This window comes from Streptomyces showdoensis, assembly GCF_039535475.1.
Taxonomy (GTDB): domain Bacteria; phylum Actinomycetota; class Actinomycetes; order Streptomycetales; family Streptomycetaceae; genus Streptomyces; species Streptomyces showdoensis.
Genome location: NZ_BAAAXG010000028.1, coordinates 91573 through 113450 on the forward strand (window position 1 = coordinate 91573; position 21878 = coordinate 113450).

At 75.5% G+C, this 21878-nt stretch carries 19 protein-coding genes and 2 pseudogenes; 9 read left to right on the forward strand and 12 right to left on the reverse strand.

Annotated elements, in window-relative coordinates; all coding sequences use genetic code 11:
- Positions 1-30: 30 nt before the first annotated feature.
- Together ABD981_RS35215 and ABD981_RS35220 are read right to left on the reverse strand one after the other, a co-directional pair.
- Positions 31-921 carry a LysR family transcriptional regulator gene (locus ABD981_RS35215; RefSeq protein ID WP_046908350.1) on the reverse strand — a complete coding sequence of 297 codons (891 nt, stop codon included), beginning with the start codon at positions 919-921 and terminating at the stop codon, positions 31-33.
- A 15-nt stretch (positions 922-936) separates the two neighbouring features.
- Positions 937-1476 carry a tetratricopeptide repeat protein gene (locus tag ABD981_RS35220; protein ID WP_046908349.1) on the reverse strand — a complete coding sequence of 180 codons (540 nt, stop codon included), beginning with the start codon at positions 1474-1476 and terminating at the stop codon, positions 937-939.
- A gap of 96 nt (positions 1477-1572) precedes the next feature.
- On the opposite strand from ABD981_RS35220, the gene ABD981_RS35225 reads away from it, so the two are divergent.
- Positions 1573-2340, forward strand: a complete 768-nt coding sequence (locus ABD981_RS35225; RefSeq protein ID WP_046908415.1) for a CTP synthase C-terminal region-related (seleno)protein — start codon at positions 1573-1575, stop codon at positions 2338-2340.
- Here ABD981_RS35225 and ABD981_RS35230 read toward each other — a convergent pair.
- Positions 2337-2921: an isochorismatase family protein gene (locus tag ABD981_RS35230; protein ID WP_046908414.1), complete on the reverse strand. Its 585-nt coding sequence runs from the start codon at positions 2919-2921 to the stop codon at positions 2337-2339. The two genes, ABD981_RS35225 and ABD981_RS35230, sit on opposite strands and share 4 nt — an antisense overlap.
- A gap of 34 nt (positions 2922-2955) precedes the next feature.
- A complete protein-coding gene (locus ABD981_RS35235) occupies positions 2956-3615 on the reverse strand; it encodes a nucleoside/nucleotide kinase family protein (RefSeq protein ID WP_123954552.1) in 660 nt (219 codons plus the stop codon).
- A gap of 76 nt (positions 3616-3691) precedes the next feature.
- On the opposite strand from ABD981_RS35235, the gene ABD981_RS35240 reads away from it, so the two are divergent.
- Complete coding sequence (locus tag ABD981_RS35240; RefSeq protein ID WP_123954564.1) at positions 3692-4090, forward strand: VOC family protein; 399 nt, start codon at positions 3692-3694, stop codon at positions 4088-4090.
- Between the two features lie 31 nt (positions 4091-4121).
- Here the strand turns inward: ABD981_RS35240 and ABD981_RS35245 are convergent, their stop codons facing one another.
- Entirely contained in the window at positions 4122-4991 is an 870-nt protein-coding gene (locus tag ABD981_RS35245) for a helix-turn-helix domain-containing protein (protein ID WP_165590943.1), read from the reverse strand.
- A gap of 268 nt (positions 4992-5259) precedes the next feature.
- Between ABD981_RS35245 and ABD981_RS35250 the strand changes: the two genes are divergently transcribed.
- On the forward strand, positions 5260-5406 hold the full coding sequence (locus ABD981_RS35250) for a hypothetical protein (protein ID WP_165590942.1): 147 nt from the start codon (positions 5260-5262) through the stop codon (positions 5404-5406).
- 4 nt (positions 5407-5410) lie between these two features.
- Positions 5411-6640 (forward strand): cupin domain-containing protein, encoded by a 1230-nt coding sequence (locus ABD981_RS35255; protein WP_046908347.1) that lies wholly within the window; start codon positions 5411-5413, stop codon positions 6638-6640.
- A gap of 88 nt (positions 6641-6728) precedes the next feature.
- On the opposite strand, the gene ABD981_RS35260 is transcribed toward ABD981_RS35255, so the two are convergent.
- Complete coding sequence (locus tag ABD981_RS35260; RefSeq protein ID WP_123954550.1) at positions 6729-8678, reverse strand: S9 family peptidase; 1950 nt, start codon at positions 8676-8678, stop codon at positions 6729-6731.
- A 53-nt stretch (positions 8679-8731) separates the two neighbouring features.
- On the opposite strand from ABD981_RS35260, the gene ABD981_RS35265 reads away from it, so the two are divergent.
- Positions 8732-10960, forward strand: coding sequence for an ABC transporter ATP-binding protein (locus ABD981_RS35265; protein ID WP_123954549.1), 2229 nt, complete (start codon positions 8732-8734; stop codon positions 10958-10960).
- A gap of 152 nt (positions 10961-11112) precedes the next feature.
- Here ABD981_RS35265 and ABD981_RS35270 read toward each other — a convergent pair whose 3' ends face one another.
- Positions 11113-12237 (reverse strand): sensor histidine kinase, encoded by a 1125-nt coding sequence (locus ABD981_RS35270; protein WP_046908346.1) that lies wholly within the window; start codon positions 12235-12237, stop codon positions 11113-11115.
- An 8-nt stretch (positions 12238-12245) separates the two neighbouring features.
- Complete coding sequence (locus tag ABD981_RS35275) at positions 12246-12899, reverse strand: response regulator transcription factor (RefSeq protein ID WP_046908345.1); 654 nt, start codon at positions 12897-12899, stop codon at positions 12246-12248.
- A 179-nt stretch (positions 12900-13078) separates the two neighbouring features.
- Here ABD981_RS35275 and ABD981_RS35280 point away from each other — a divergent pair, with 179 nt between their 5' ends.
- From ABD981_RS35280 to ABD981_RS35295, 4 genes are read left to right on the forward strand one after another with little or no spacing between them, the layout of a single operon-like run.
- The gene (locus ABD981_RS35280) at positions 13079-13585 is read left to right on the forward strand and encodes a hypothetical protein (RefSeq protein WP_123954548.1); all 507 of its coding nucleotides are present in this window, start codon (positions 13079-13081) and stop codon (positions 13583-13585) included.
- Positions 13582-14778 carry a peptidoglycan-binding protein gene (locus tag ABD981_RS35285; RefSeq protein ID WP_240495262.1) on the forward strand — a complete coding sequence of 399 codons (1197 nt, stop codon included), beginning with the start codon at positions 13582-13584 and terminating at the stop codon, positions 14776-14778. The genes ABD981_RS35280 and ABD981_RS35285 overlap by 4 nt, the downstream gene beginning before the upstream one ends.
- A complete protein-coding gene (locus tag ABD981_RS35290) occupies positions 14775-15653 on the forward strand; it encodes an ABC transporter ATP-binding protein (RefSeq protein WP_123954547.1) in 879 nt (292 codons plus the stop codon). The genes ABD981_RS35285 and ABD981_RS35290 overlap by 4 nt, the downstream gene beginning before the upstream one ends.
- A gap of 32 nt (positions 15654-15685) precedes the next feature.
- Positions 15686-16855: an ABC transporter permease gene (locus ABD981_RS35295; protein ID WP_123954546.1), complete on the forward strand. Its 1170-nt coding sequence runs from the start codon at positions 15686-15688 to the stop codon at positions 16853-16855.
- 268 nt (positions 16856-17123) lie between these two features.
- Here the strand turns inward: ABD981_RS35295 and ABD981_RS35300 are convergent.
- The 4 genes and pseudogenes from ABD981_RS35300 to ABD981_RS35315 all read right to left on the reverse strand — a co-directional run.
- A pseudogene (locus tag ABD981_RS35300) lies at positions 17124-17582 on the reverse strand (SMI1/KNR4 family protein); the annotation flags it as partial.
- 145 nt (positions 17583-17727) lie between these two features.
- Positions 17728-18450 (reverse strand): dienelactone hydrolase family protein, encoded by a 723-nt coding sequence (locus tag ABD981_RS35305; RefSeq protein ID WP_046908343.1) that lies wholly within the window; start codon positions 18448-18450, stop codon positions 17728-17730.
- 322 nt (positions 18451-18772) lie between these two features.
- Positions 18773-19586, reverse strand: a pseudogene (locus ABD981_RS35310) (SDR family oxidoreductase).
- Between the two features lie 171 nt (positions 19587-19757).
- Positions 19758-21791: an eCIS core domain-containing protein gene (locus ABD981_RS35315; protein WP_240495261.1), complete on the reverse strand. Its 2034-nt coding sequence runs from the start codon at positions 21789-21791 to the stop codon at positions 19758-19760.
- Positions 21792-21878: the final 87 nt, after the last annotated feature.

The following is a 21878-nucleotide window of genomic DNA, read 5'->3' on the forward strand; positions in this document are numbered from 1 at the left end:
CTCTCGTCGTCCGTACCCGTTCGGGTCAGACTAGCGAGTGGCCGGGGGCGGGGCACCGAGTCGGGCGATCAACTCGGCGGCGAGGCCCGTGGGTTCACCGTTCGGACGCAGGAGCTCGGTGCGGTGGACCAGCCGCGGCGCGGTGAGCGGCACGGCGGCGGCGCCCGGGATCCCGGCGGCCGCCGAGAAGGGCAGCAGGGCCAGCCCGTGGCCGGCGGCCGCCAGGGCGGCGACGGTCCGGGCGTCGGTGCCCTCGTAGCGCAGGGCGGGCCGGAAGCCGTGGCCCGCGGGCCCGGCGTGGGCGGCGCGCAGCCGGTCGAGCGGGAAGGCCGCCCCGGGGGCGTCGAGCCAGCGGGCGTCGACGAGATCGGCGAGCCGGAGCCCGGGGCGCCCGGCGAGCGGGTGGCCGGCGGGCAGGACGACGGCGAGCGGCTCCTCGGCGACCCGCCGGGCGGTGTACGGGGCGACGTCGGGGAGCCGCAGCGGGTCGCTGGGGGCGGCGATGCCGTCGACGAGCCCGAGGTCGGCGTCCCCGGTGGCGACGGCGGCCGGCACCTCGTCGCGGGGCAGCGTCCGCAGGGTGACCCCGGTGGCCGGCAGCGCGGCGAGGGCGTGCGGCGACAGGGCCAGCGGGGCGGCGACGAGGGTGAGCGTCTCGCGGGGCGCGGCGGCGAACCGCGCGAGGTCGGCCCGGGCCGCGTCGAGCCGCAGCAGCAGCGAGCCCGCGTGCTCCAGGAGCCGTTCACCGGCCGGGGTCGGGCCGACGGGCCTGCGGGTGAGCAGCGGGAGGCCGAGGTCCGCTTCGAGCGCGGCGATGTGCTGGGAGACGGCGGACTGGGTGTAGCCCAGCGTCCGGGCCGCCTCCGAGAAGGAGGCGAGCCGGGCGACGGTGAGGTACGTGCGCAGGAGGTGGGGGTCCATGGGGGGCGGCTCGGGTCAGGAGGCGTCGGGCTCGGCGCGCAGCAGCGCCCGGGCGTAGTGCGCGAGGGAGCGGTTGTAGCGGGGCAGCAGCGGGGCCAGGGCGCCGAGCGCGAGGGAGGCGGCCTCGCGGTCGCGGCCGGTGTCGGCGAGGGCGAGCGCGAGGAACGCGTCGACGGCGCCGGCCAGGGCGGTCTCGTCGGCGTCGAGCCGCTCGGCGGGGATCGCCCGTTCCTCGGTGAGGAGTTCGACGCTCAGGTCGGGACGGCCGAGGTTGCGCAGGCTGCTGGCGAGCTGGACGACGGCCCGGCGCCGCCGCAGCCCCGTGAGGCCGCCGTCGAGCGCCCGGCGGTAGAGGCCCACGGCCTCCTCCGGGAGCCCGGTGGAGTCGTGGGCGGCGCCGCGCTCGAAGAGGGCGGCGGGGTCGTCGGCCGGGCGCTCGTCGGCGAGTTCGGCGATCCGGGCGCGGAAGGCGGCGGGATCCTCGTACGTGTCGAGCGCGGCCCAGAGGGCGTCGACGCGGCGCTCCCAGTCCCCGGTGTCGCTGCTGGTCGTCATGGCGTCAGCCTACCGACCGCGAGATCAGTGATCGTGATGGAGAGTGCAGGAATCATCGTTGGACGTGAACGTGAGCGGGCGCCGAGCATGGTGGCCATGAACTCCATCTCAGCCGCCACCGGCACCCTGCCGCCCGCCCGCCCCGCCGGAGCCTCCCGGACCCCCCGGATCGCCCTGGTCGGGGACCGCTCCCCGCACGTGAAGTCCCACGTCCGCGTCCCGCTGCTGCTCGACGCGCTGGCCGAGCGGGACGGGCTCGTCCTCGACGCGTACTGGATCCCGTCCGGCGACGCGGTGGAGCCCGGCGCGGTGAGCGGCTTCGACGCGGTGTGGCTGCTGCCGGGCAGCCCGTACGCGAGCGAGGCCGGGGCGCTCGCGGCGATCCGCACGGCGCGCGAGGAGGGCATCCCGTTCCTCGGGACCTGCGCCGGATTCCAGCACGCGCTGGTCGAGTTCGCGCGCAACGTGTGCGGTCTGGAGCGGGCCGCGCACGCCGAGAACGACCCCGGGGCGGACCCGGAGGACCTGCTGCTCGCCCCGCTCGCCTGCTCGCTCATCGGCCACGAGGGCGCGGTGCGGGTGACGCCCGGCTCGCTCGCGGAGTCGGTGTTCGGCGCGGAGCGGACCACCGAGCGCTACCACTGCGCGTACGGCCCGGACGGCCGCCACCTGGACACGCTGGAGCGGCACGGGATGCGGTTCACCGGCGCGGACGACGAGGGGCAGATCCGGATCGCGGAGCTGCCCGGCCACCCCTTCTTCCTGGCGACCCTGTTCCAGCCGGAGCTGGCGGGCGACGGCAGCAGGCCGCACCCGGTGGTGCGGGCGCTCGCCCGGGCGGCCGGGGTGCGCGCGGCGCGCTAGCGCGCTCCGGCGGGGGCGGACGCGGGTACGGGGGCGCCGAAGTCGACCTCGGCCGCGGGCAGCACGCGGATGCTGCGGCCGGGGAAGTCGAGGTGCCGGAAGATCTCGTTGTGGTGGGCGACGGACCGGTCGGGCTCGGCGTACGGCCCGTCGGCGCCGCGCACCGAGGTCGTGTGCCCGTCGGCGACGAGGACGAGGTCGTAGCGGCGGCTGAGGGCCTGCCGGGCCGTGGTGTCGACGCAGATCTCGGTGGCGAAGCCGGTGACGAGGAGCTCGGTGACGCCGAGGGCGGCGAGGGCGGCGTCGAGCTCCGTGTCGAGGAAGCCGTCGGCACTGGTCTTGGCGATGACGGACTCGCCGTCCTCCGGGGCCAGTTCGGGGACGATCCGCCAGCCGTCGCTGCCGGGCGCCAGCTCGCCGCCGGCCGGTCCGTGGTGCTGCACGGTGACGACGGGCACCCCGGCGGCGCGGGCCCGGGCCCGCAGCCCCGCGATCACGGCGATGGTCTCGGGGGCGCGGTGCGCGATCTCGGCGAGGGCGTTCTGCATGTCGATGACGAGGAGCGCCGGCGCGTGGGTCATGGGGTCACCGTACGCGCCCACCCGGCGCAGGCCTTCACTCCCCCCGCACCACCAGGTGCGCCCGCCCCCTCCCGCGTTCCACGAGGCGGGCGTTGGCCTCGTCGGAGTCGGCCACCCAACGGCGGGCGTGCTCCTCGTCCTTGCCGAAGCGGACGTGGCGGGCGACGAGCCGGGGGACCCGGCGGCCGGCGTCGAGGTCGAGGTACCAGGCCTCGTCGAGGAGCGGGAGCACGGCGGCCCAGGGGCCCTCGTCGTGCAGGAGGTAGTTCCCCTCGGTGATCACCAGCGGGACCTCGGGCGGCACCGCCGTCGAGCCGGCGACGGGCTCCTCCAGGGAGCGGTCGAAGGCGGGCGCGTAGACGGTGGTGCCGGGCTCGGCGGCGCGCAGCCGGGCGAGCAGGGCGACGTACCCGGCGGCGTCGAAGGTGTCCGGGGCGCCCTTGCGGCCGGCCCGCCCCAGCCGCTCCAGTTCGGCCTGGGCCAGGTGGAAGCCGTCCATGGGCACGAGGACGGCCCGCCCGTCGAGCCGGGCGGCCAGCCGGGCGGCGAGGGTCGACTTGCCGGCGCCGGGCGGCCCGGCGATCCCGAGCACCCGCCGTCCTCCGGCGTCGGCGAGCGCCGCGGCCCGCTCGACGAGCCGGTCCAGTCCCGTCTCCAGTCCCGTCTCCAGTCCCGTCGTGTCCATGCGGGGCATTGTCGCACCGCGCGTCCGTTGGCGTCGGCGACGTCATACGTATTACGTTTCCCTCATGAGCGACCTGCCCCCCGCCCTGCCCGCCCTCGCACTGGTCACCCTCGTCGTCCGCGACTACGACGAGGCCGTCGACTTCTACACCCGCGCCCTCGGCTTCGACCTCGCCGAGGACACCGACCGCGGCGACGGCACCCGCTGGGTCGTCGTCCGCCCGCGCGGCGCCCACGGCACCGGCCTGCTGCTCGCCCGTGCCAAGGACGAGGCCCAGGCGGCGGCCGTCGGCGCCCAGACCGGCGGCCGGGTCGGCTTCTTCCTCCACACCGACGACTTCGCGCGCGACCACGCCCGGATGACCGCCGCCGGCGTCCGCTTCCTGGAAGCCCCGCGCCACGAACCGTACGGTTCGGTCGCCGTCTTCGAGGACCTGTACGGCAACCGCTGGGACCTCCTCCAGCCGGCCCCCTCCGGAGCCTGACCCCGGCCCGCACGGACGCGCCCGGCGGATCTCAGCCGTCGGACGCGCACCGTGCGGTTTCGGTCAACGGGCCCGCCCTGCGGCCGACTTCGCGCGGGGTGGGGATGAGGGTACCGTACCGGGAGATGGTTGACGCGGGCGGCGGCACCGGGCCCCGCTCGAAGAGCCGTACCGGCGGGGTGCACACCGCGCAGGTCCCGCAGGGCCCGGCACCGGGCTCCTCCCCTCCCCCGGTCCCCCCTCCCCCGGCCTCCTCACCGGAAGGCGCAGGAGGCACCGAGGGCACGGAAGGACGGGAGGGCGCCGCCCCGGGCTCCCTCCCGGGCGCCGCCGCGAGCTCCCTCCCGGGCGCCGCCGCGAGCTCCTTCCCGAGCGTCGCCCCGGGCTCCCTCCCGAGCCGCACCGCCTCCCCTTCGCCCACGCCCTCCTCCGGCTCCCCCGCCGCCTCCGCCTCCAGCCCGTCCAGGGCCGCGCCCAGCTGCCGCAGGGCCTCGCGGGCCGCCGCGATCAGCCCGCCGAGCTCCTCGCCGGCCGCCGGGTCCGGGCGGACGAGGAGCCGGTTGCGGACCAGCACCCGGTGGATCGTGGTCCGCGAGGGCGCGTCCGGCACACCCAGCCGGTCGAGGGCCCCGCGCAGCCGTCCCGCACCCCAGTCCGGGTGCCGTTCGCGCAGCGAACAGATCAGCGCCTCCACCGCGGGCGGGATCCGCGCCGGGCTCTCGTGCGGGCGCCGGGACCGGTCCGCCAGACCGCCCTCGCCGTGCGCCGCGTACCGCTTCCGCCAGGCGTAGAGCGTCTGGCGCGAGACGCCGTGGCGGCGCGCGACCTCGGCGACGGGCCGCCCGGCGAGCACCTCCCGCACGGCCCGGTGGCGCTGTGCCGCGCTCACGTGTCGGGTCACCGATCCCCCTCCCTCGCGTCGGAGCGCTCCGGTCCGACTCCCGTCTAACGGTGTAGACCACGGCACGTTTCAGCGATGTCTCCGTTCCGCCGGAACCATGTCAGGAATGTCGTGGAACTCCTGACACGGGACCCCCTCCAAAACCCCCGGGAAGGTAATTGGACATTAAACCTTGCAGCGTTGACACCGCTCCGCGCCGCTGACGAGTATCGGTGCCGCTCCGCACCGTCGTACGGAGTTCCTGAAACACCAGGAAACGGGAGGGAACATGGAAGAGCGCAATTCGCTGCGGCCGGACGAGATCGAGGTCTCGCCGTCCCCGATCGCGACGCCCGACTTCGTGATCTCGGACAACGACCCGACCGACCCGGTCTTCGTGATCGCCGACAACGACCCGTCGGACCCGGTGATCTGACCGCATGGCCGTGACCCACGGCGGGTGGAAGGCTGCGCCCCAGGCGCAGCCTTCGCTCGGCCTCAGCAGCCTCCTGTCCCCCGTGACCCCCGACGAGTTCAAGCGCTCCTACTGGGAACGGGAACCCCTGGTCGTCCACCGGGAGAATCCCGACCATTACGCGGCTTCACTGAGTTTCCGCGATGTCGACCATATTCTTTCGACTTCCAGCGTCCGTTCCTCCGAACTCAAGGTCGTGGTGAACGGGCAGGAGATTCCGCTCGTCGAAATGGCCGCGTCGGGACCCGGCGGTCCGAGCAATGGACTCGAAGTCCTCTACGACCTCTACCGGCGCGGCTCGACCGTCGTCTTCAAGTTCCTGCACGAGCGCTGGGAGCCGCTCGGCCGACTGTGCCGCACACTGTCGGGCGAGTTCAGCGCCGGGTTTCAGGCGAACGCCTATCTGACCCCGGCCGGCGCCCAGGGCCTCACCAGCCACTACGACACCCACGACGTCTTCGTGCTCCAGGTGTGGGGGTCGAAGCACTGGCGGCTGTACGAGTCGCCGGACGAACTGCCGCTGGCCAACCAGCCGTACCGCAGGCCGAAGGACGGCCCCGGCGCCCCGGTCCGCGAGTTCGACCTGCGGCCCGGCGACCTGATGTACATGCCGCGCGGCACCGTGCACGACGCCACCTCCAACGACGAGGCCTCGCTGCACATCACGCTCGGCGTGCTGCCGGTGCTCTGGTCGACGGTGCTCAAGGACGCCCTGGACCGGGCCATCGAGGGCGACCCCCGCTACCGGGCCGCCCTGCCGCCGGGCTTCGCGCTCGACCCGGAGCTCCGGGCCGGGGCCGCCGCGACCCTCGCGGAGCTGCTGGCCTCGGTCGCCGGCTCCGTCGACCCCGCCGACCTCGTCGAACGGGCCGCCAGCCGGGCCCTGGTGGGCCGCCGTCCGGTCCTGGACGGACACCTGCTCGACCTGGAGGGGCTGCGCACGCTCGGCCCCGACACCCGGGTGCGGCGCCGGGCCGAGCTGCTGTGGTCGCTGCGGCCGGAGGACACGGGCCTCCAGCTGGAGTTCCACGGCAAGGTGGTGCGCCTGCCGGCCAGGATCGAGCCCGAGCTGCGGTACGTGCTCGACGCCCGGGCCCCGTTCACGGCCCGCGACGTCACCGGCCGGCTCGACGTCGAGGGCCGCCTGGTCCTGGTCCGCCGGCTGGTCCAGGAGGGTCTGCTGACCCTGGCGTGAGCCGACCGGGTCCGGCCCGGCCGGGTCCGGGCCGCCCCGGCCGGGCCGGACCCGGCCACGCCCTCGGCCCGGACCCGGCCGCGGACCCCTACTCCTCGTACCGGCCGCCGAGGTGTTCCGCGAGGAAGCGTTCGGCGGCCGCGTGGAACGCCAGTCGGTTGCGGGGCCGGACGAAGCCGTGCCCCTCGTCGGGAAAGAGCAGGTACTCATGGGGAACGCCGCTCCTGCGCAGCGCGGCGACCAGCTGCTCCGACTCCTCGCGCCGCACCCGTGGGTCCCGTGCCCCCTGGCCGATGAGCAGCGGGATCCGGATGCGGTCGGCCGCGAACAGCGGGGAGCGGGCGCGCAGGAACTCCGCGTCGGTCTCCGGCGAGCCGACCCGGCGGCGCAGCATCGCCGCCATCGGCCCCCAGGTCGCGGGCACGGACTCGATGAAGGTGAGCAGCGAGGAGGGAGCGGCGACGGCGACGGCGCACCGGTAGTCGCCGGGCGTGAAGGCCGCCCCGGCGAGCGCCGCGTAGCCGCCGTAGGAGCCGCCGTAGATCGCGACCCGGTCCGGGTCGGCGTGCCCGAGGCCGACGGCGTGGCGGACGGCGTCCTGGAGGTCGTCCTGCATCCGTCCGCCCCATTCGCGGTCGCCGGCGCGGGTGAACTCCTTTCCGTAGCCGGTGGAGCCGCGGAAGTTGACCTGGAGGCAGAGGTAGCCGCGGTCGGCGAGCCATTGCGCCTCGGCGCGGAAGCCCCACTGGTCGCGGGTCCACGGTCCGCCGTGGACGCTCAGGACGGTCGGCAGCCGGTCGCGGCCCGCGCCCGGCGGGAAGGTGAGGTAGCCGTGGACGCGCAGCCCGTCGCGGGCGGCGAAGGAGAAGGGTTCGACCCGGGCGAGCGGGCGCCCCTCCAGGGCCGGGAGATGGCTGAACAGGTACTCGGTGCGGGCCGCCCGGCCGGCCCCGCCCCGGTGCAGCACCCGGAAACCGGCGGGCGCGTCGTCGGTGTTGTGCTGGACCAGCCAGTGCCGGTCGGCGCGGTCGCGGCCCAGCACGCTCACGTCGCCGGGGGCGGCGGCCCGCAGCGCCGCGAAGTCCGCCGCGAGGGACGGGTCGAGGAGTTCGAGGTCGTTGCGGGCGCGCCGGACGAGGACGAACTGCGGCTCCCCGGTGACCGGGTGGGCGCCGACGCCCTCGACGTCGTGCGCCGGGTCCGCGTACACCTCCTCCGTCGCGCCGGTCACCGTGTCCAGGCGCAGCAGCCGGGCGGTGTCGGAGCCCTCGGAGGAGAGCAGCAGCAGCGTCCGGCCGCCGGTGGTGAAGCCGAACGGGCGCAGCGCCGGGGCGTCCTCGGGCCCGGCCCGGTGCAGCTCGCGCCACGGCGCCGCCGCACCGTCCCGCACGAGCAGGCTGACGGAGCCGTCCGGGTGCGGCCGCAGCGCGCCGCGCACGAGCAGCCGGTCGTCGGCGATCCAGCGGCTGAAGCCCTCGTCGACGGCGGCGAGTTCGAGCTCCCCGGTCGCCGGGTCGAGCCGGTAGGCGTCGTGCACGGCCGGGTCCCGCAGGTTGAGCCCGACGAGCAGCCGGTCGGGGCGGCGCGGGTCGAGGGAGACGATCCTGGCCTGGACCCCCTCGTAGGGGGTGAGGTCGCGGGCCGAGCCGGGCCCCTCGGCGGGGTCGACGGCGTACAGGTGGGTGTTCTCGTCACCGTCCCGGTCCTGGACGTACAGGATGTGCCGCCCGTCGCCGGACCAGGCGAAGGCGCGGACGCCGCGGCCGGCGTCGGCGGTGACGGGGCGGAAGTCCCGCGCGCGCCAGGGCCCGGCGTGCACGTTGAGGACGCCGGAGGCGGCGGGCGCGAGGAAGGCCAGCCGCTCGCCGTCGGGGGCGAGGGCGGGGCTCATGCGGTGCGGGTTGCCGAAGAGCACGGATCGCGGGATGAGGGGCGCCGGGGACGGCGTCGCCGGAGTGGGCGGTGCGGCCGGAGTGGGCGGTGCGGCCGGCGCGTTCGACGTGCTCGTCGCGGTGGGCAGGTCCGGCGTGTTCGTCATGGAGCACGTCCTGTCGTGTGGGGCCATGCGGCGGGCGAGCGGGAGGAGTGCTGATGCGGCAGATGGTGTTCACGGCCCGGGAGGCGGCGAGCAGTGGCGGCAGCGGTCTGACCGGCCCCGTCGACTTCCCCGTCCCGGGCGGCCCGGAGGGGTCCGGGCGGCGCGGTCCGGTGGCCGCGCTGCGGGGCGCGGGGCGCGCGACGGCCCGTACGGTGGCCGGGCTCGGCCGGGTGCTGGCGCTGGTGTGGGCGGCGAGCCCGGGGCTCACGACGGCGCTCGCGCTCTCCACGGTCCTGGTCGGGCTGGTCCCGGCGGCGGTCGCGATCACGGCGCGGCTGCTCGTCGACACGGTGGTCCGGGGCGCCGCGCTCCACGGCTCGGGCCGCCCCGACCGCATCGGGCTCGCCGTGGACCTCCCCGGATTCACCTGGCACCCGCCCGCGACGACGACCGTGACGGCCCTGGTGGCGCTGGCCGCCGTGCAGTGCGGGGTGTTCGCGCTCAGCGCGCTCGCGACGGCGGTGCGGAGCATCGCCCAGCAGCTGCTGCAGGAGCGGGCGACGCAGAGCGTGCAGGTGCGGGTGATGGAGCACGCGGGCCGGCTGCCGCTGTCGTTCTTCGAGGACTCCGCCTCGTACGACCTGCTGCGCCAGGCCCAGCAGGAGGCGTCGACCCGGCCGGTGATGATGATCGGCGGGGCGTTCACGCTGCTCCAGCACACGGTGACCTTCGCGAGCATGGTGGGGCTGCTGTTCGGGCTCGGGCCGCTGGTCGCGGTGGTGGCGCTGCTCGCGCCCGTCCCGGCCTTCGTGTCCGACGCGCGGTACGGGATGCGCGGCTTCCAGGTGACGCTGTGGTCCTCGCCGATCCGGCGCCGGATGGAGTACCTGTCGCGGCTGGTGTCGACCGACGCGTACGCGAAGGAGATCAAGGTCTTCGGCCTCGCGCCGTTCCTGACCGAGCGCTTCCGGCTGCTCGGCGCGGCGGCCTACCGCGGCCTGCGCGGCGTGGTGACGGCCCGCCACCTCGTCGGCAACGCCTGGTCGTTGCTGACGACGCTGGCCGGGGCGCTGACGTACCTGTACGTGGCGCTGCAGGCGGTGCGCGGGCGGCTGAGCCTGGGCGACCTCATCCTCTACACCTCGGCGGCGACCGCCGTGGCCACCGCCGTCCAGGGCGTGTTCGGCGGCGCCTCCGGCATGTACGAGCACCATCTCTACCTGCGGAAGCTGTACGAACTCCTCGCCGTCGGCACCGGTTCCGAGGGCGGCCGGCCGCTGGAGGGCCCGGTGCGCGGCCATCTCGTCCTGGAACACGTCACGTTCCGCTACCCGGGCGCCGAGCGGCCGGCCCTCGACGACGTCTGCCTGGAGATCCCGGCCGGCGCCACGCTCGCCGTCGTGGGCCGCAACGGGGCCGGCAAGTCCACCCTGATCAAGCTGCTCTGCCGGCTGTACGAGCCGGACTCCGGCCGCATCCTCCTGGACGGCACGGACATCCGCGAGCTGGACCCGGAGGCGCTGCGGCGCCAAGTGGCGGCCATGTTCCAGGACTTCGTCACCTACCAGGCCACGGTCGCCGAGAACATCGGGCTCGGCGACCTGCCCGGCCTCGAGGACCCCGAGCGGATCGCCGAGGCGGCCGGGCGCGCCGGGGCCGCCGGGCTCGTCGAGCGGCTGCCGCAGGGGTACGGGACGGCGCTCGGCAAGTGGTTCGACACCGGGGTCGAGCTGTCCGGGGGCGAGTGGCAGAAGGTCGCGCTGGCGCGGGCGTTCATGCGCCGCGGGGCGCTGCTCGTCCTGGACGAGCCGACGTCGGCGCTCGACGCGGAGGCGGAGCACGAACTGTTCGCCCGGCTGCGGGAACTGGCCGCGGGCCGCACCACCGTCTACATCTCGCACCGCTTCTCGACCGTGCGGCGGGCCGACCTGATCGTCCTGATCGAGGACGGCCGGGCCACCGAACAGGGTACGCACGAGGAGCTGATGCGACTGGGCGGCTCGTACGCGCGCCTCTTCGCGCTCCAGGCGGCGGCGTACACGGACGCGCCCGGGGCGGGCGGGGCGAGCGGCGCGAGCGGGGCAGGTGAGGCGGGCGGGGCCGTCGCTCCGGCGGGTGCCGCGGCGCCCGGGCGGGCGGGGGCCGCCGTGCCCGTCACGGGACCTGGGCCAGGCGCCGCTCCTGGAACCGCCCCTGGAACCGGCCCCGGACCGGGCCCCGGTGCGGCCAAGGCCGCCGCCATCGCGGCCGCGCTCGCGGCGAAGGGGAAGATCGTCCCGTAACCAGGCCCGTAACCAGGCCCGTGACCGGGCCGGTGACCGGGTCCGCGACCCGGTCCGTGACCAAGCCTGTGAACCGGCCCGTGACCAAGCCTGTGAAACGGCCCGTGACCAAGCCTGTGAAACGGCCCGTGACCGGGCTCCCGTCGGCCCGGTCACGCCGGCACCGTGACCCGGACGACCAGCCCGCCGTCCGCCGGGGCGGTGAGGTCGACCGTGCCGCCGTGCGCGAGGGCGATGGAGCGGACGATGGACAGGCCGAGGCCCACGCCGTCGCCGCTGCGGGAGAGCCGCCGGAAGGGTTCGAGCAGGCTGTCGGCCTCCCCCGCCGGCACGACCGGCCCGGTGTTGCGCACGGTGAGCGCCCCGTCCGGCCCGGTGGCGACCTCGACCGACCCGCCGGGCACGTTGTGGCGCACGGCGTTCTGCACGAGGTTGCCGACGAGCTGGTGCAGCAGGACCGGGTCCCCGGTCACCGGCAGCGGCCGCAGGTCGAGGGCGAGCCGCAGCCCCGCCGTATGGATCGCCGGACGGCTCTGCCCGACCGCCTCGGCGGCGATCCGCGCCAGGTCGGCGGGCTCCCGCCGGTCGAGCCCCCGGTCGCTGGTGGCCAGGGTCAGCAGCCCCTCGATGAGCCGTTCGCTGCGCCGGTTGGTCTCCAGCAGCTCCTCCTGGATGCGGGGCAGGTCCTCCGGGCGGGCCCGGCCGAGCCGGATCTGGATCGCGGCCCGCTGCACGGCGAGCGGGGTGCGCAGCTCGTGGGAGGCGTTGGCGACGAAGCGGCGCTGCGCCTCGAAGGCCGCGTGGAGCCGGTCGAGGAGGGCGTCGAAGGTGTCGGCGAGGTTCTTCAGCTCGTCGTCGGGCCCGGTGAGCCCGATGCGCTCGTGGAGGGTGGCGGCGGACAGCCGCTGCGCGGTCGCGGCGATGGTGTGGAGGGGCCGCAGGGCGCGGCCCGCGACGAGCCAGCCGAGCGCCACGGAGACGACGAGCATGACCAGCAGGGCGAGCAGCGACATCATCAGCAGCTGGTCGAGGGCGTCCTCGCGGAGCCGCCGGGCGAGGGCGGCGACCTGCGCCTTGGACAGGGAGGGGGCGGTGTCGGCGTACGGGGCGTCCTTGGGGAGCACGAGGACGGTGGTGCCGGTGAGGCGTTCGCGGAAGAGCAGGTAGGTGAGGCCGAGCAGGAGCAGCCCGGTGACGGAGAAGAGTCCGCTGTAGAGCGCGGTGAGACGCAGCCGCAGGGAGCGCTGGCCGGGCCGGGGGACGCGGAGGGCGGTCACGGGGGCCCTCAGATCCGGTAGCCGCTGCCGGGCAGCGTCTCGATGAGCTGGGGTTCGCCGAGCTTGGCGCGCAGCTTGCTCATGGTGATGCGGACGGCGCTGGTGAAGGGGTCCGCGTTCTCGTCCCAGGCGCGTTCGAGGAGCTCCTCGGTGGAGACGACGGCCCCTTCGGCGGCGAGCAGGACCTCCAGGACGGCGAACTCCTTGGGCGAGAGCCGCAGATAGCGTCCGTCGCGGAAGGCCTGGCGGCGCGGGGTGTCGAGGGTGATCCCGGCCCGTTGGAGGACGGGCGGCAGGGCGCGGGTGGCGCGCCGCCCCAAGGCCTGCACGCGGGCGACGAGTTCGGGGTACTCGAAGGGCTTGGACAGGTAGTCGTCGGCGCCGAGCGCGAACCCGGCGACGAGGTCGGTGGTCTGGCCCGCCGCGGTGAGCATGAGGATCCGGGTGCGGGCCTCGGAGGCCACGACCTCGCGGCAGACCTCGTCCCCGTGGGTGCCGGGCAGGTCGCGGTCGAGGACGAGGACGTCGTAGTCGTTGACGGTGAGCCGTTCGAGGGCCGCGTCGCCGTCGAGGGCCACGTCGACGGCCATGCCGTGGGCGCGCAGCCCCTCCGCGACCAGCTCCGCGAGCATCCGTTCGTCCTCCGCCACCAGTACCCGCATGTGCGCGTCCTTCCGTCGTCACTCGTCACGCCTCGGCCCGCGGACCACGGCCCTCGGCCCGTACGGCACTTCGTGATACCCGTCGCGATGTTTCGCCACCGTATGCGGGTACGGAGACGGCCCGGCAACCCCGCCCTCGGTACATCTGTCACCACGGAGCACCGAGGAAGGGAGCGCACATGGCGATCACGGGACGGATCCGGCACGGGGCCCTGGCGGTGGCCGCCCTCGCGGCCCTGGCCACGGGGTGCGGCGGCGGGGGCGGCGACACCCCGGGGGTGGCGAGCGGCGGTGGGACCAGGTCGGTGTCGGCCTCCGCCTCCGCGTCTCCCGGCGGCAGCCGGCAGGACCAGCTCGTGGCCTTCGCGGGCTGCATGCGCGAGCACGGCATCCAGGTGGCGGACCCGGCCCCCGGCGACGAGAACGTCCAGCTGCCGCCGGGCACCAAGGGCGACGGGCGGACCCAGAAGGCGCTCGCCGAGTGCCAGGGGCTGCTGGGCGCGGGGGGCAAGGAGGGGACGGACGCCACGGCCCAGGACAAGGCCGTCCGGCTGGCCCGGTGCCTGCGGGAGAATGGCCTCGACGTGGCGGACCCGGAGCCGGGCAAGCCGCTGCAGCTGAGCGGCGCGGCGAACGACCCGAAGGCGCGGGCCGCGATCACCGAGTGCAGGGCGTCGGTCCGGTGAAGGAGCCGCTGACCCTCCCCGCCGACGAGGAACACGGGAATCACGGGGACCACCGGGACCACGGGGACCATGGCGACCACGACGAGCACGACGAGCGCGCGGCGCGGCGGCCCGGGCGGGGCCGCCGGGGGTTCCTCCTCGGCGCCGCCGTGCTGGTCCTCGGCGCGGTCGCGGCCGGCGCGGTCGTGCTGTCCTCCCGTACGGACGGTCCGGCCGCCCCGGCCTCCGGACCGCGCACGGGCACCGCGACGGTGGTCCGCACCGACCTCGTGCAGAGCGAGCGGATCGACGGCACGCTCGGCTACGCCGGCGCCTACACGGTGACCGCGCCCCGGGCGGGCGGCATCGTGACCTGGCTGCCGGACGTCGGCGTGACGATCGCCCGCGGGCAGCGCGCGTACGCCGTGGACGGCGTCGCCGTGCCCCTGTTCTACGGCTCGACCCCGCTCTACCGCCCCCTGGAGGAGGGGGTGGACGACGGCCCGGACGTACGGGTCGTCAAGCGCAACCTGAAGGCGCTCGGGTACGGGGACGGGCTCGCCGACGACGCCCGTTTCACGTCCGGCACGGCGGAGGCGGTACGGGACTGGCAGGAGGACCGGGGCCGCGAGCGCACCGGGAAGGTGGCCCCCGGCGACGTGCTGGTGGAGCCGGGCGCCGTGCGGGTGACGGAGATCCCGGGCATCGTCGGGGCCCCGGCCGAGGGTCCGCTGCTCCGCCTCTCCGGCACCCGGCGGGTGGTGACGGTGGACATGCCGGTCGGGCGCCAGCAACTGGCCAGGGGCGGCGCCGCCGTGCGCGTACGGCTGCCCGGCGGGAAGGCGACGGACGGCAAGGTCTCCCGGGTGGGCACGGTGGCCCGGGCCGCGGCGACGGGCGGCCCGGACCGGCAGGCGTCGCAGGGCGCGGCGGGCGAGGCGACCGTGCCGGTCGAGGTGACGCTGTCGAAGCCCGCGGACGCGGGGGCGCTGGACGGCGCCCCGGTCCAGGTCGACTTCACGAGCGAGCGCCGCGACGACGTGCTCGCCGTCCCGGTCCCGGCGCTGCTGGCCCTGGCGGAGGGCGGGTACGCGGTGGAGACCCCGGAGGGCCGGCTGGTGCCGGTGACTCTGGGAGTGTTCGCACAGGGACGGGTCGAGGTCGCGGGCGCGGGACTGCGGGAGGGAATGCGGGTGGAGGTGCCACTGCCGTGACGGAGCACGTGAGGAGCGGCGCGGCCGGGTCCGCGGCCATCGGGGCGGCCGGCGCGACCGGGTCCGCGGCCATCCGGGCGGCCGGCGCGGCCGAGCCCGTGATCGCCCTGGAGGCGGTCTCCAAGACGTACCCCGGCGGCGTCCGCGCCCTGCACGGGGTCGACCTGACCGTCCGGGAGGGCGAACTCCTGGCCGTGGTGGGCCGTTCGGGGTCGGGCAAGTCGACGATGCTGCACCTGATGGGCACGCTGGACGCCCCGAGCGCGGGGCGGGTGCTGCTGCGCGGCCACGACGTGGCGACGCTGACCGACCGCCGGCTCTCGGCGGTGCGGGCGCGCTGGATCGGCTTCGTCTTCCAGCAGTTCTTCCTGTCGCCCGGCCGCAGCGCCGTCGACAACGTCGCCGAGGGGCTGCTCTACCACGGCATCCCGGCCCGGCGGCGCCGGGCGCTCGCCGTGGCCGCGCTGCGCCAGGTGGGCCTGGGGCACCGGCTCGACCACCGGCCGCACGAGATGTCGGGCGGCGAGCGGCAGCGGACGGCGATCGCCCGGGCCGTCGCGATCCGCCCTTCGGTGATCCTCGCCGACGAACCGACCGGCAACCTGGACTCGGCGGCGGGGGCGGGCGTGCTCGACCTGCTGCGGGAGCTGAACGCGCGGGGGACGACGATCGTGGTCATCACGCACGACCCGGGGCTCGCGGCGGTCCTGCCGCGCCGGGTGGAGGTGCTGGACGGACGGATCCGCTCCGATTCGGCCGGGGAGCGGCCGCCCGCGACCGCCGCCCGGGCCCACCCCCAGGCCGACACACAGGCCCGCCCCCGGGCCCGGACCCCTGACCCGGCCCCGGCCCCGGCGCCGGGGGTGATGCCGTGAGGACCCCGACCCCCCTCCCCCGCCCCGCCCGGATGCCGCCGGCCGACGTCCTGCGCGTGGGCCTGGTGGGAATGCGGGCCCGGCCCACCCGGGCGGTGCTGTCGGCCCTGGGCATCGCGATCGGGATCGCCGCGATGGTGGCGGTCCTCGGCATCAGCAACGCGGGCCAGGCCGAGCTGATGAACCGGATCAGCAGGCTCGGCACCAACCTGCTGACGGTCTCCCCCGGCCGGGACCTGTTCGGCGACGAGGCGCGGCTGCCGAAGGACGCGGTCGAGATGGTCCGCCGCATCGGCCCGGTGCAGTCGGTGACCGCGACCGGCGCGCTCCCGGGCGTGACGGTGCGCCGCACCGACCGCATCGACCCTCTCGCCGGCGGCGGGATCGGCGTCAGCGCGGCCCGCACCGATCTGCTCGGCACGATCGGCGGCACGGTACGGGAGGGCGAGTTCCTCAACGGGGCCACCGGACGCTACCCGGCGGTGGTCCTGGGCTCGGTGGCCGCCCAGCGCCTCGGCATCGACCGGACGGGCCGTCAGGTCTATCTGGGAGAACGGTGGTTCACCGTCACCGGGCTCCTCGACCCGGTGGCCCTGGCGCCGGAGATCGACCGCTCGGCCCTGATCGGCTGGGAGGCGGCGGGCACCCTGTTCGGCTTCGAGGGACATCCGACGACGGTGTACGAGCGTTCCCCCGACGAGTCGGTGGAGGCGGTCCGCGCGGTCCTGGCGGCGACGGCGAACCCGGAGAGCCCGCAGGACGTCAAGGTCAGCCGCCCGTCCGACGCGCTGGAGGCGCAGCTGGCGGCGAAGTCCGCGTTCACGTCGCTCTTCCTCGGGCTGGGTGCGGTCGCGCTGCTCGTCGGCGGCGTCGGGGTGGCCAACACGATGGTCATCTCCGTCCTCGAACGCCGCCCGGAGATCGGCCTGCGCCGCTCGCTGGGTGCGGGCCGGGGCCAGATCCGCCTCCAGTTCCTGACTGAGTCCGTGGCGCTCTCGGGCGCGGGCGGCACGGCCGGCGTGGCGCTGGGCGCGCTGGTCACGGCGGGCTGGTCGCTGTCTCAGGGCTGGCCGCTGGTACTGCCGGTGGACATCCTGCTGGCGGGCGTGACGGCGGCGGCCCTGATCGGCACGGCGGCGGGCCTCTACCCGGCGGGCCGCGCGGCCCGGCTGACGCCGACGGAGGCGCTGGGGGCGGTGTGACGCGCGGCCACGGGAGCTCCAGCCACCGGACGTACCAGTCACGGAAGCCGGGGCTGGGGCCGGGGCCGGGGCTGCGGCCGGGGCCGGGGCTGGGACTTGAGCCGGGGCCGGAGCCCGCGCCACCGGGGCCAGGACCCGGGGCAGGACCCGGGCCCGGGCCGGAGCCGGGGCCCGGGCCGGAGCCTGGGCCCGGGCCGGAGCCCCGCCCCGGACCCAGGCCGAGCGGGGTGAAACCGCCCCAGTCCGGATCGAGTTGCCAGACCTCGCCGGCGTGCGGGCCGTTCAGGACCAGCCGGACGAACATGCCGCAGCCCTGTTCGGCGAGCATGAGGGTGCCCGGGGTCAGCGCGTTCGCCGCCTCTGCTCCGATCCGGCCGGGGCGGGGTCCGTCGAGGGGGAACGGGGCGGCGAGCCGGCCCGGCCCGCGGTCGAGCGCCCACTCGGCGTCCACGGCCCACTCCTCGTCGGCCTCGGGCCGGGGCGCGGTGAGCGGCATCAGCCCGTGGCAGGGCCCGGCGGGGCCGTCGCCCACCTCCGCGACGAAGGAGCGGTACTCGGGCGGCAGCTCGATGCCGTGCGCCTCCTCGAACGCCCGGATCTCCGCCTCCGGCAGCGGGGGCGCCAGCACGTACCCGTGCGTGTCGGCCCCGAAGCGCTCCCGCCCCGGGTCCCGTGCGGCCATCTCGCGCAGCCGGGCGCGGACGCGGCCCTCGTCCCAGATCCCCATGGGACGACCGTAACAACGCCGTATGCGGCCACCCCCGTGACCCCCGCCCCGTCGCCCGCGCGAGGGTCCCCTCGGCGAGTCCCGCGCGGAGGCGGCGTTCGGCACTGTGGTGGTCAGGAAGGGGGCCGGGGCCCGGGGCCCGGGCTCACCTCAGGTGCCGGTCGTAGAACCGGCAGCCGTCCTCCACCTCGAACCAGGGGGTGCCGACGTGCCCGCCGAGGTTCGCGTGCAGGGTCTTCCGTTCGCTGCCGAAGGCGTCGAACAGGTCCAGGGCCCGCTGCCGGGGGTTCCCCTCGTCGTCCCACTGCAGCAGGAACAGCAGCGGAACGGTGACCTGCCGGGCCTCTTCGCGCTGGGCGTGGGGCACGTACCCCCCGGCGAAGAACCCGGCGGCCGCGATGCGCGGCTCGGCCACGGCGAGGCGGATGCCGAGGGCGGCCCACCCCGAGTAGCCGACCGGGCCGCCGATGCCGGGCAGCGCGAGGAGGGCGTCCAGGGCGGTCCGCCATTCCGGGACCGCCCTCTCGACCAGCGGGCCGACGAGCGACTCCAAGATCTCGTCGACCGGCTCGCCGGCCTGCACCGCCCGGCGCAGCTCGGCCCGGATCCGCTCGTCGGCGGCGGAACGGGGCCGGTCGCCGCACCCGGCGGCGTCGATGGTGGCCACCGCGTACCCGGCCGCGGCGGTGTGCCGGGCGCGGGCCACCAGCCGGGGGTCCTTCCTGGGCAGCCCGTTGTTGTGGGCCATCAGGACCAGCGGGACGGGTGCGGCGGATCCGGGCGTCCAGAGGGTGCCGGGAATCTCGCCGAGGGTGAATTCGCTTTCGAGGACGCCGTCGTCGAGGCGCTGCTCGGAGGTGAGACGCATGGTCGTGCCTTTCGGGAGCTCATGAACGGCGCTCCCGGACGACCTGCCTATCGCCCGACCGTGACCCCGGAGGGGAGCACCCACGTCGATACTGCGATCACGGGTACCACCTCCTCGTTTTCCTCACACGGTCACCGCCAAGCTAACAACGCCCGCCGCGCGTCACCAACGGTTTTCCACCAGCATCCGCGCCGCCGCCTCGTCAGGTCGGCCATGCGCTGTGCCAGGCCCTCCGCCGAACCCGGCACCACCGTGGTCACGAGCGGCCGCACCGGAGCGCCGACCGGCACGGCCGGCCTCATCCCCGCGCGGAAGCCCGGCCTCAGCCGGCCCGCCCGGCACGCCCGGCCCGCCCGGCACGCCCGGCCCGCCCGGCACGCTCGGCCCGCTCGGTCAGGAACTCCTCGAACGTGACCTTGCCGTGCCCCCCCTTCCGGCTCTCCCGCTCCTTCCCGTACGAGGTGTCCGCCCGCCCGGAAACCGCGGTAGGCCCCGCCGGCCAGCGGCACCTCCACCACCCGTCGGCGGCGGCCGCTCACCCGCAGGTAGGAGCGGGCCAGGTCCGGCAGGGTGCGGACCTCCGGGCCGCCGAGGTCGGGGACGCGGCCCGCGGGAGCGGCGGCGGCCAGGGCGGCGAGCCGGGCGGCCACCTCGGCCACCTCGACGGGCTGGTCGGAGACGCCGGCCGGGAGCAGCATCACGGGCAGTTTCGCCGCGCCCTGAAGGACCCGCAGCACGAGCTCGTGGAACTGGGTCGCGCGCAGCACGGTCCAGCCGAGCCCCGACTCCTCGACGAGCCGCTCCACGGCGAGCTTGCTGCGGTAGTAGCCGAGCGGGACCTGGTCGACCCCGACGATCGAGATGTACACCAGGTGCCGCACCCCGGCCGCGCGGGCCGCCTCGATCAGATGGCGGGCCGCCTCCTCGTCCCCGCCCTTGGGCGAACTCGCGCAGTGCACGACCGTGTCCACCCCCGCCACCGCCCGGGCCAGCCCCGGCCCGCCCGCCCGGAGGTCCACGGCGTACGGCTGCGCGTGCCGGCTCAGCACCCGCACCTCGTGCCCGTCCGCGCGCAGCCGCTCGGTGACGAGCCGGCCGAGGGTTCCGGTGCCGCCGGTCACCAGGATCGTGGTCATCGCAGTCGCCGTCCTTTCACAGGGCGGACGCCCCCCGATGGAGCGCCCGCCACCAGGAGGACCGTGCGAGCCCTCCCGAATGTGACATCGACACGCCGGCGGGCGGCCTTTCTGCGCCTCCGCAGTCGTCCGGTCCCGCGTCCGCTCCCCCCGTCCGCGAAGGTCCTACGGTCAGAACGCCTGCCGCAGAGCGTTCCGTTCCGCTTCGCCCAGGTGCGCCAGGTTGGCCGCACGGACCTCCTCGATGAACTGCCGGGTCTTGTTCTGGAACTCCCCGATGCTTCCGGCCTTGCCGCCCCAGCGGAACTCCATCGGGACACCCCCTTGGCCACGAGCCTGGGCTCCCATCTGCGGCGACGGCTGGTCGGGGCGGGCGAGCGGCCGGCCGGGCCTGACGGTCTCGAAGCCCGTCTCGCCACGGAACAGCGCCCTCAGCAGCTGCCTGGTGCCCGCCCTCGGATCGCTCGCGTCCCCGTGGATCGGACCACGGCTGTCGGAGGTGCCCATGCCCACCTTGTACGTCTGCGTCCAGTAGGCGGTGGAGGTCTGGGGAACGGCGTTGTGGAACCAGTCCGCGATGTGATCGATCAGCTGCGGGGACGCGGTGACGGCCCCGGCGTCGCCCAACGCCGAGCTGTGGACCTGGGCGAGGTCCTCCAGCTTGACCAGGAGCGGGACCGCGTTCTTGGTGGTGCTGGTCGCACCGAACAGCTGGGTCTGGTTCATGGCGTTTCCGATGACGTACGAGAGACCGAGGCTCAGCAGTCCGTGGACCTGCCTGCGCTGGAACTCGTCCATGCCGCCCAACTGCTGCTGGAAGGCCGGGTCGTCGAAGAGCGTCGTGATGTAGTGGGGCACCGCCGCCGCCGCGTCCCCGCGTGCCCGGAGGGCGTCCACCGCACCGGGAGCAGCGCCCTCCGCGCCGAGCCGGGTGGCCTGCGTGGCGTACAGGTCCGGCATCCCCGAAGGCAGCACACCGGCCGTGGCCTGGATGCTCAGCGACACGTCGATGGCGTTGGCGAAGGCCTCGCGCTCCGCCTTCACGGCGTTGTAGATGTCGTCGCCCAGCCACTGCCGCAGGGCCTGGTCGGGGAATCCCGTGAGGTACTGGCTGCCGGGCAGGGGCTGCATCCCGACACGCGGCTGTCCGGCGAAGATCGCGCCGATGTGCTGGCTGATGCTGTCCAGCTGGTGTGTGAACATCCGGTCGGACCCGGCCGCCATCTCGTCCAGGGGATGGCTGACGTACTCCAGGTTGCTGACCGACACGTATCCCGACGGATCCGAGACGATCTTCTGATTGCGCTGGAGCCCCGCCCGCGCGATAGCGAGGTACAGGTTCCTTCCGTGCCGCTGGAGCGGGTTGTGGTCGGTGGTCAAGGACCACCCGTCGCCGCTTCTGTCGAGGACTTGGGTCGCATAGGGCAGGCCACCGAAGAACAGCGTGTTGATCGCTCCCATGGCCTGCGCGTCGACCCCGGGGTGGGTCGCCAGACGGGCGTCGGGCGCGACGTACTCGTAGCTCGGCGCGCTCACCTCGACCTCGAACCCGACGAGGCGCTGCACCGCCCGGGCGGAACCGCCCGTCGGCGCGGACGCTTTCTGGACCGCGTGCTCGTGTCCGGGCTCGGACGGCACCGGGCCGGACATGACCCGGGTGGCGTTGGCTTCCGCCTCGCGCTCGAAGCGGTCGGAGGGGTCGGACACCTTCAGCCCGCTCCCGTCGTCCGAGCCGGCGACCGGGCCCTGCCGCTGCTGGATCACATGGGTCAGTTCATGGGCGAGGGTGTGCTTGTCGCCGCCGCCCTCGCCGATCACGACGTGACTCCCGGACGTGTAGGCGCGGGCGCCGACCTCCGCCGCGGACGCCTTCGCCGCCGCGTCCGTGTGGACGCGCACGTCGGAGAAGTCCGCCCCCAGCCGTGCCTCCATCTCGTCGCGCGTGGCGCTGTCGAGGGGGCGTCCGGACGTCCGCAGGACGTCGTGGACGGCGGACCGCTGCACGTTCTGCTGGTGACCGCAGCCGGCGGAGTGCTGGTGCTGGTCGGGCTGGGCCCAGGCGTGCCCGGCCTGGCGCAGCATCTGGACGACCGCGGCGTTCCCGGCGGCGGCCTGCAGGCCGGACAGGCCCGTCGGCCGCTGCTTCGCGGGGGCACGTACGGCGTCGGCCGCCCGTTCGGTCGCGGCGTTCTCGTGGTCACGCAATGGGGTCCCCGGTGTGGTGTGGCGTGGATGCCTGACGTCCCCTCCTGCCTATGCGGTGGAGCGCCGCCGGGGCCAGGTGCGTGCGGG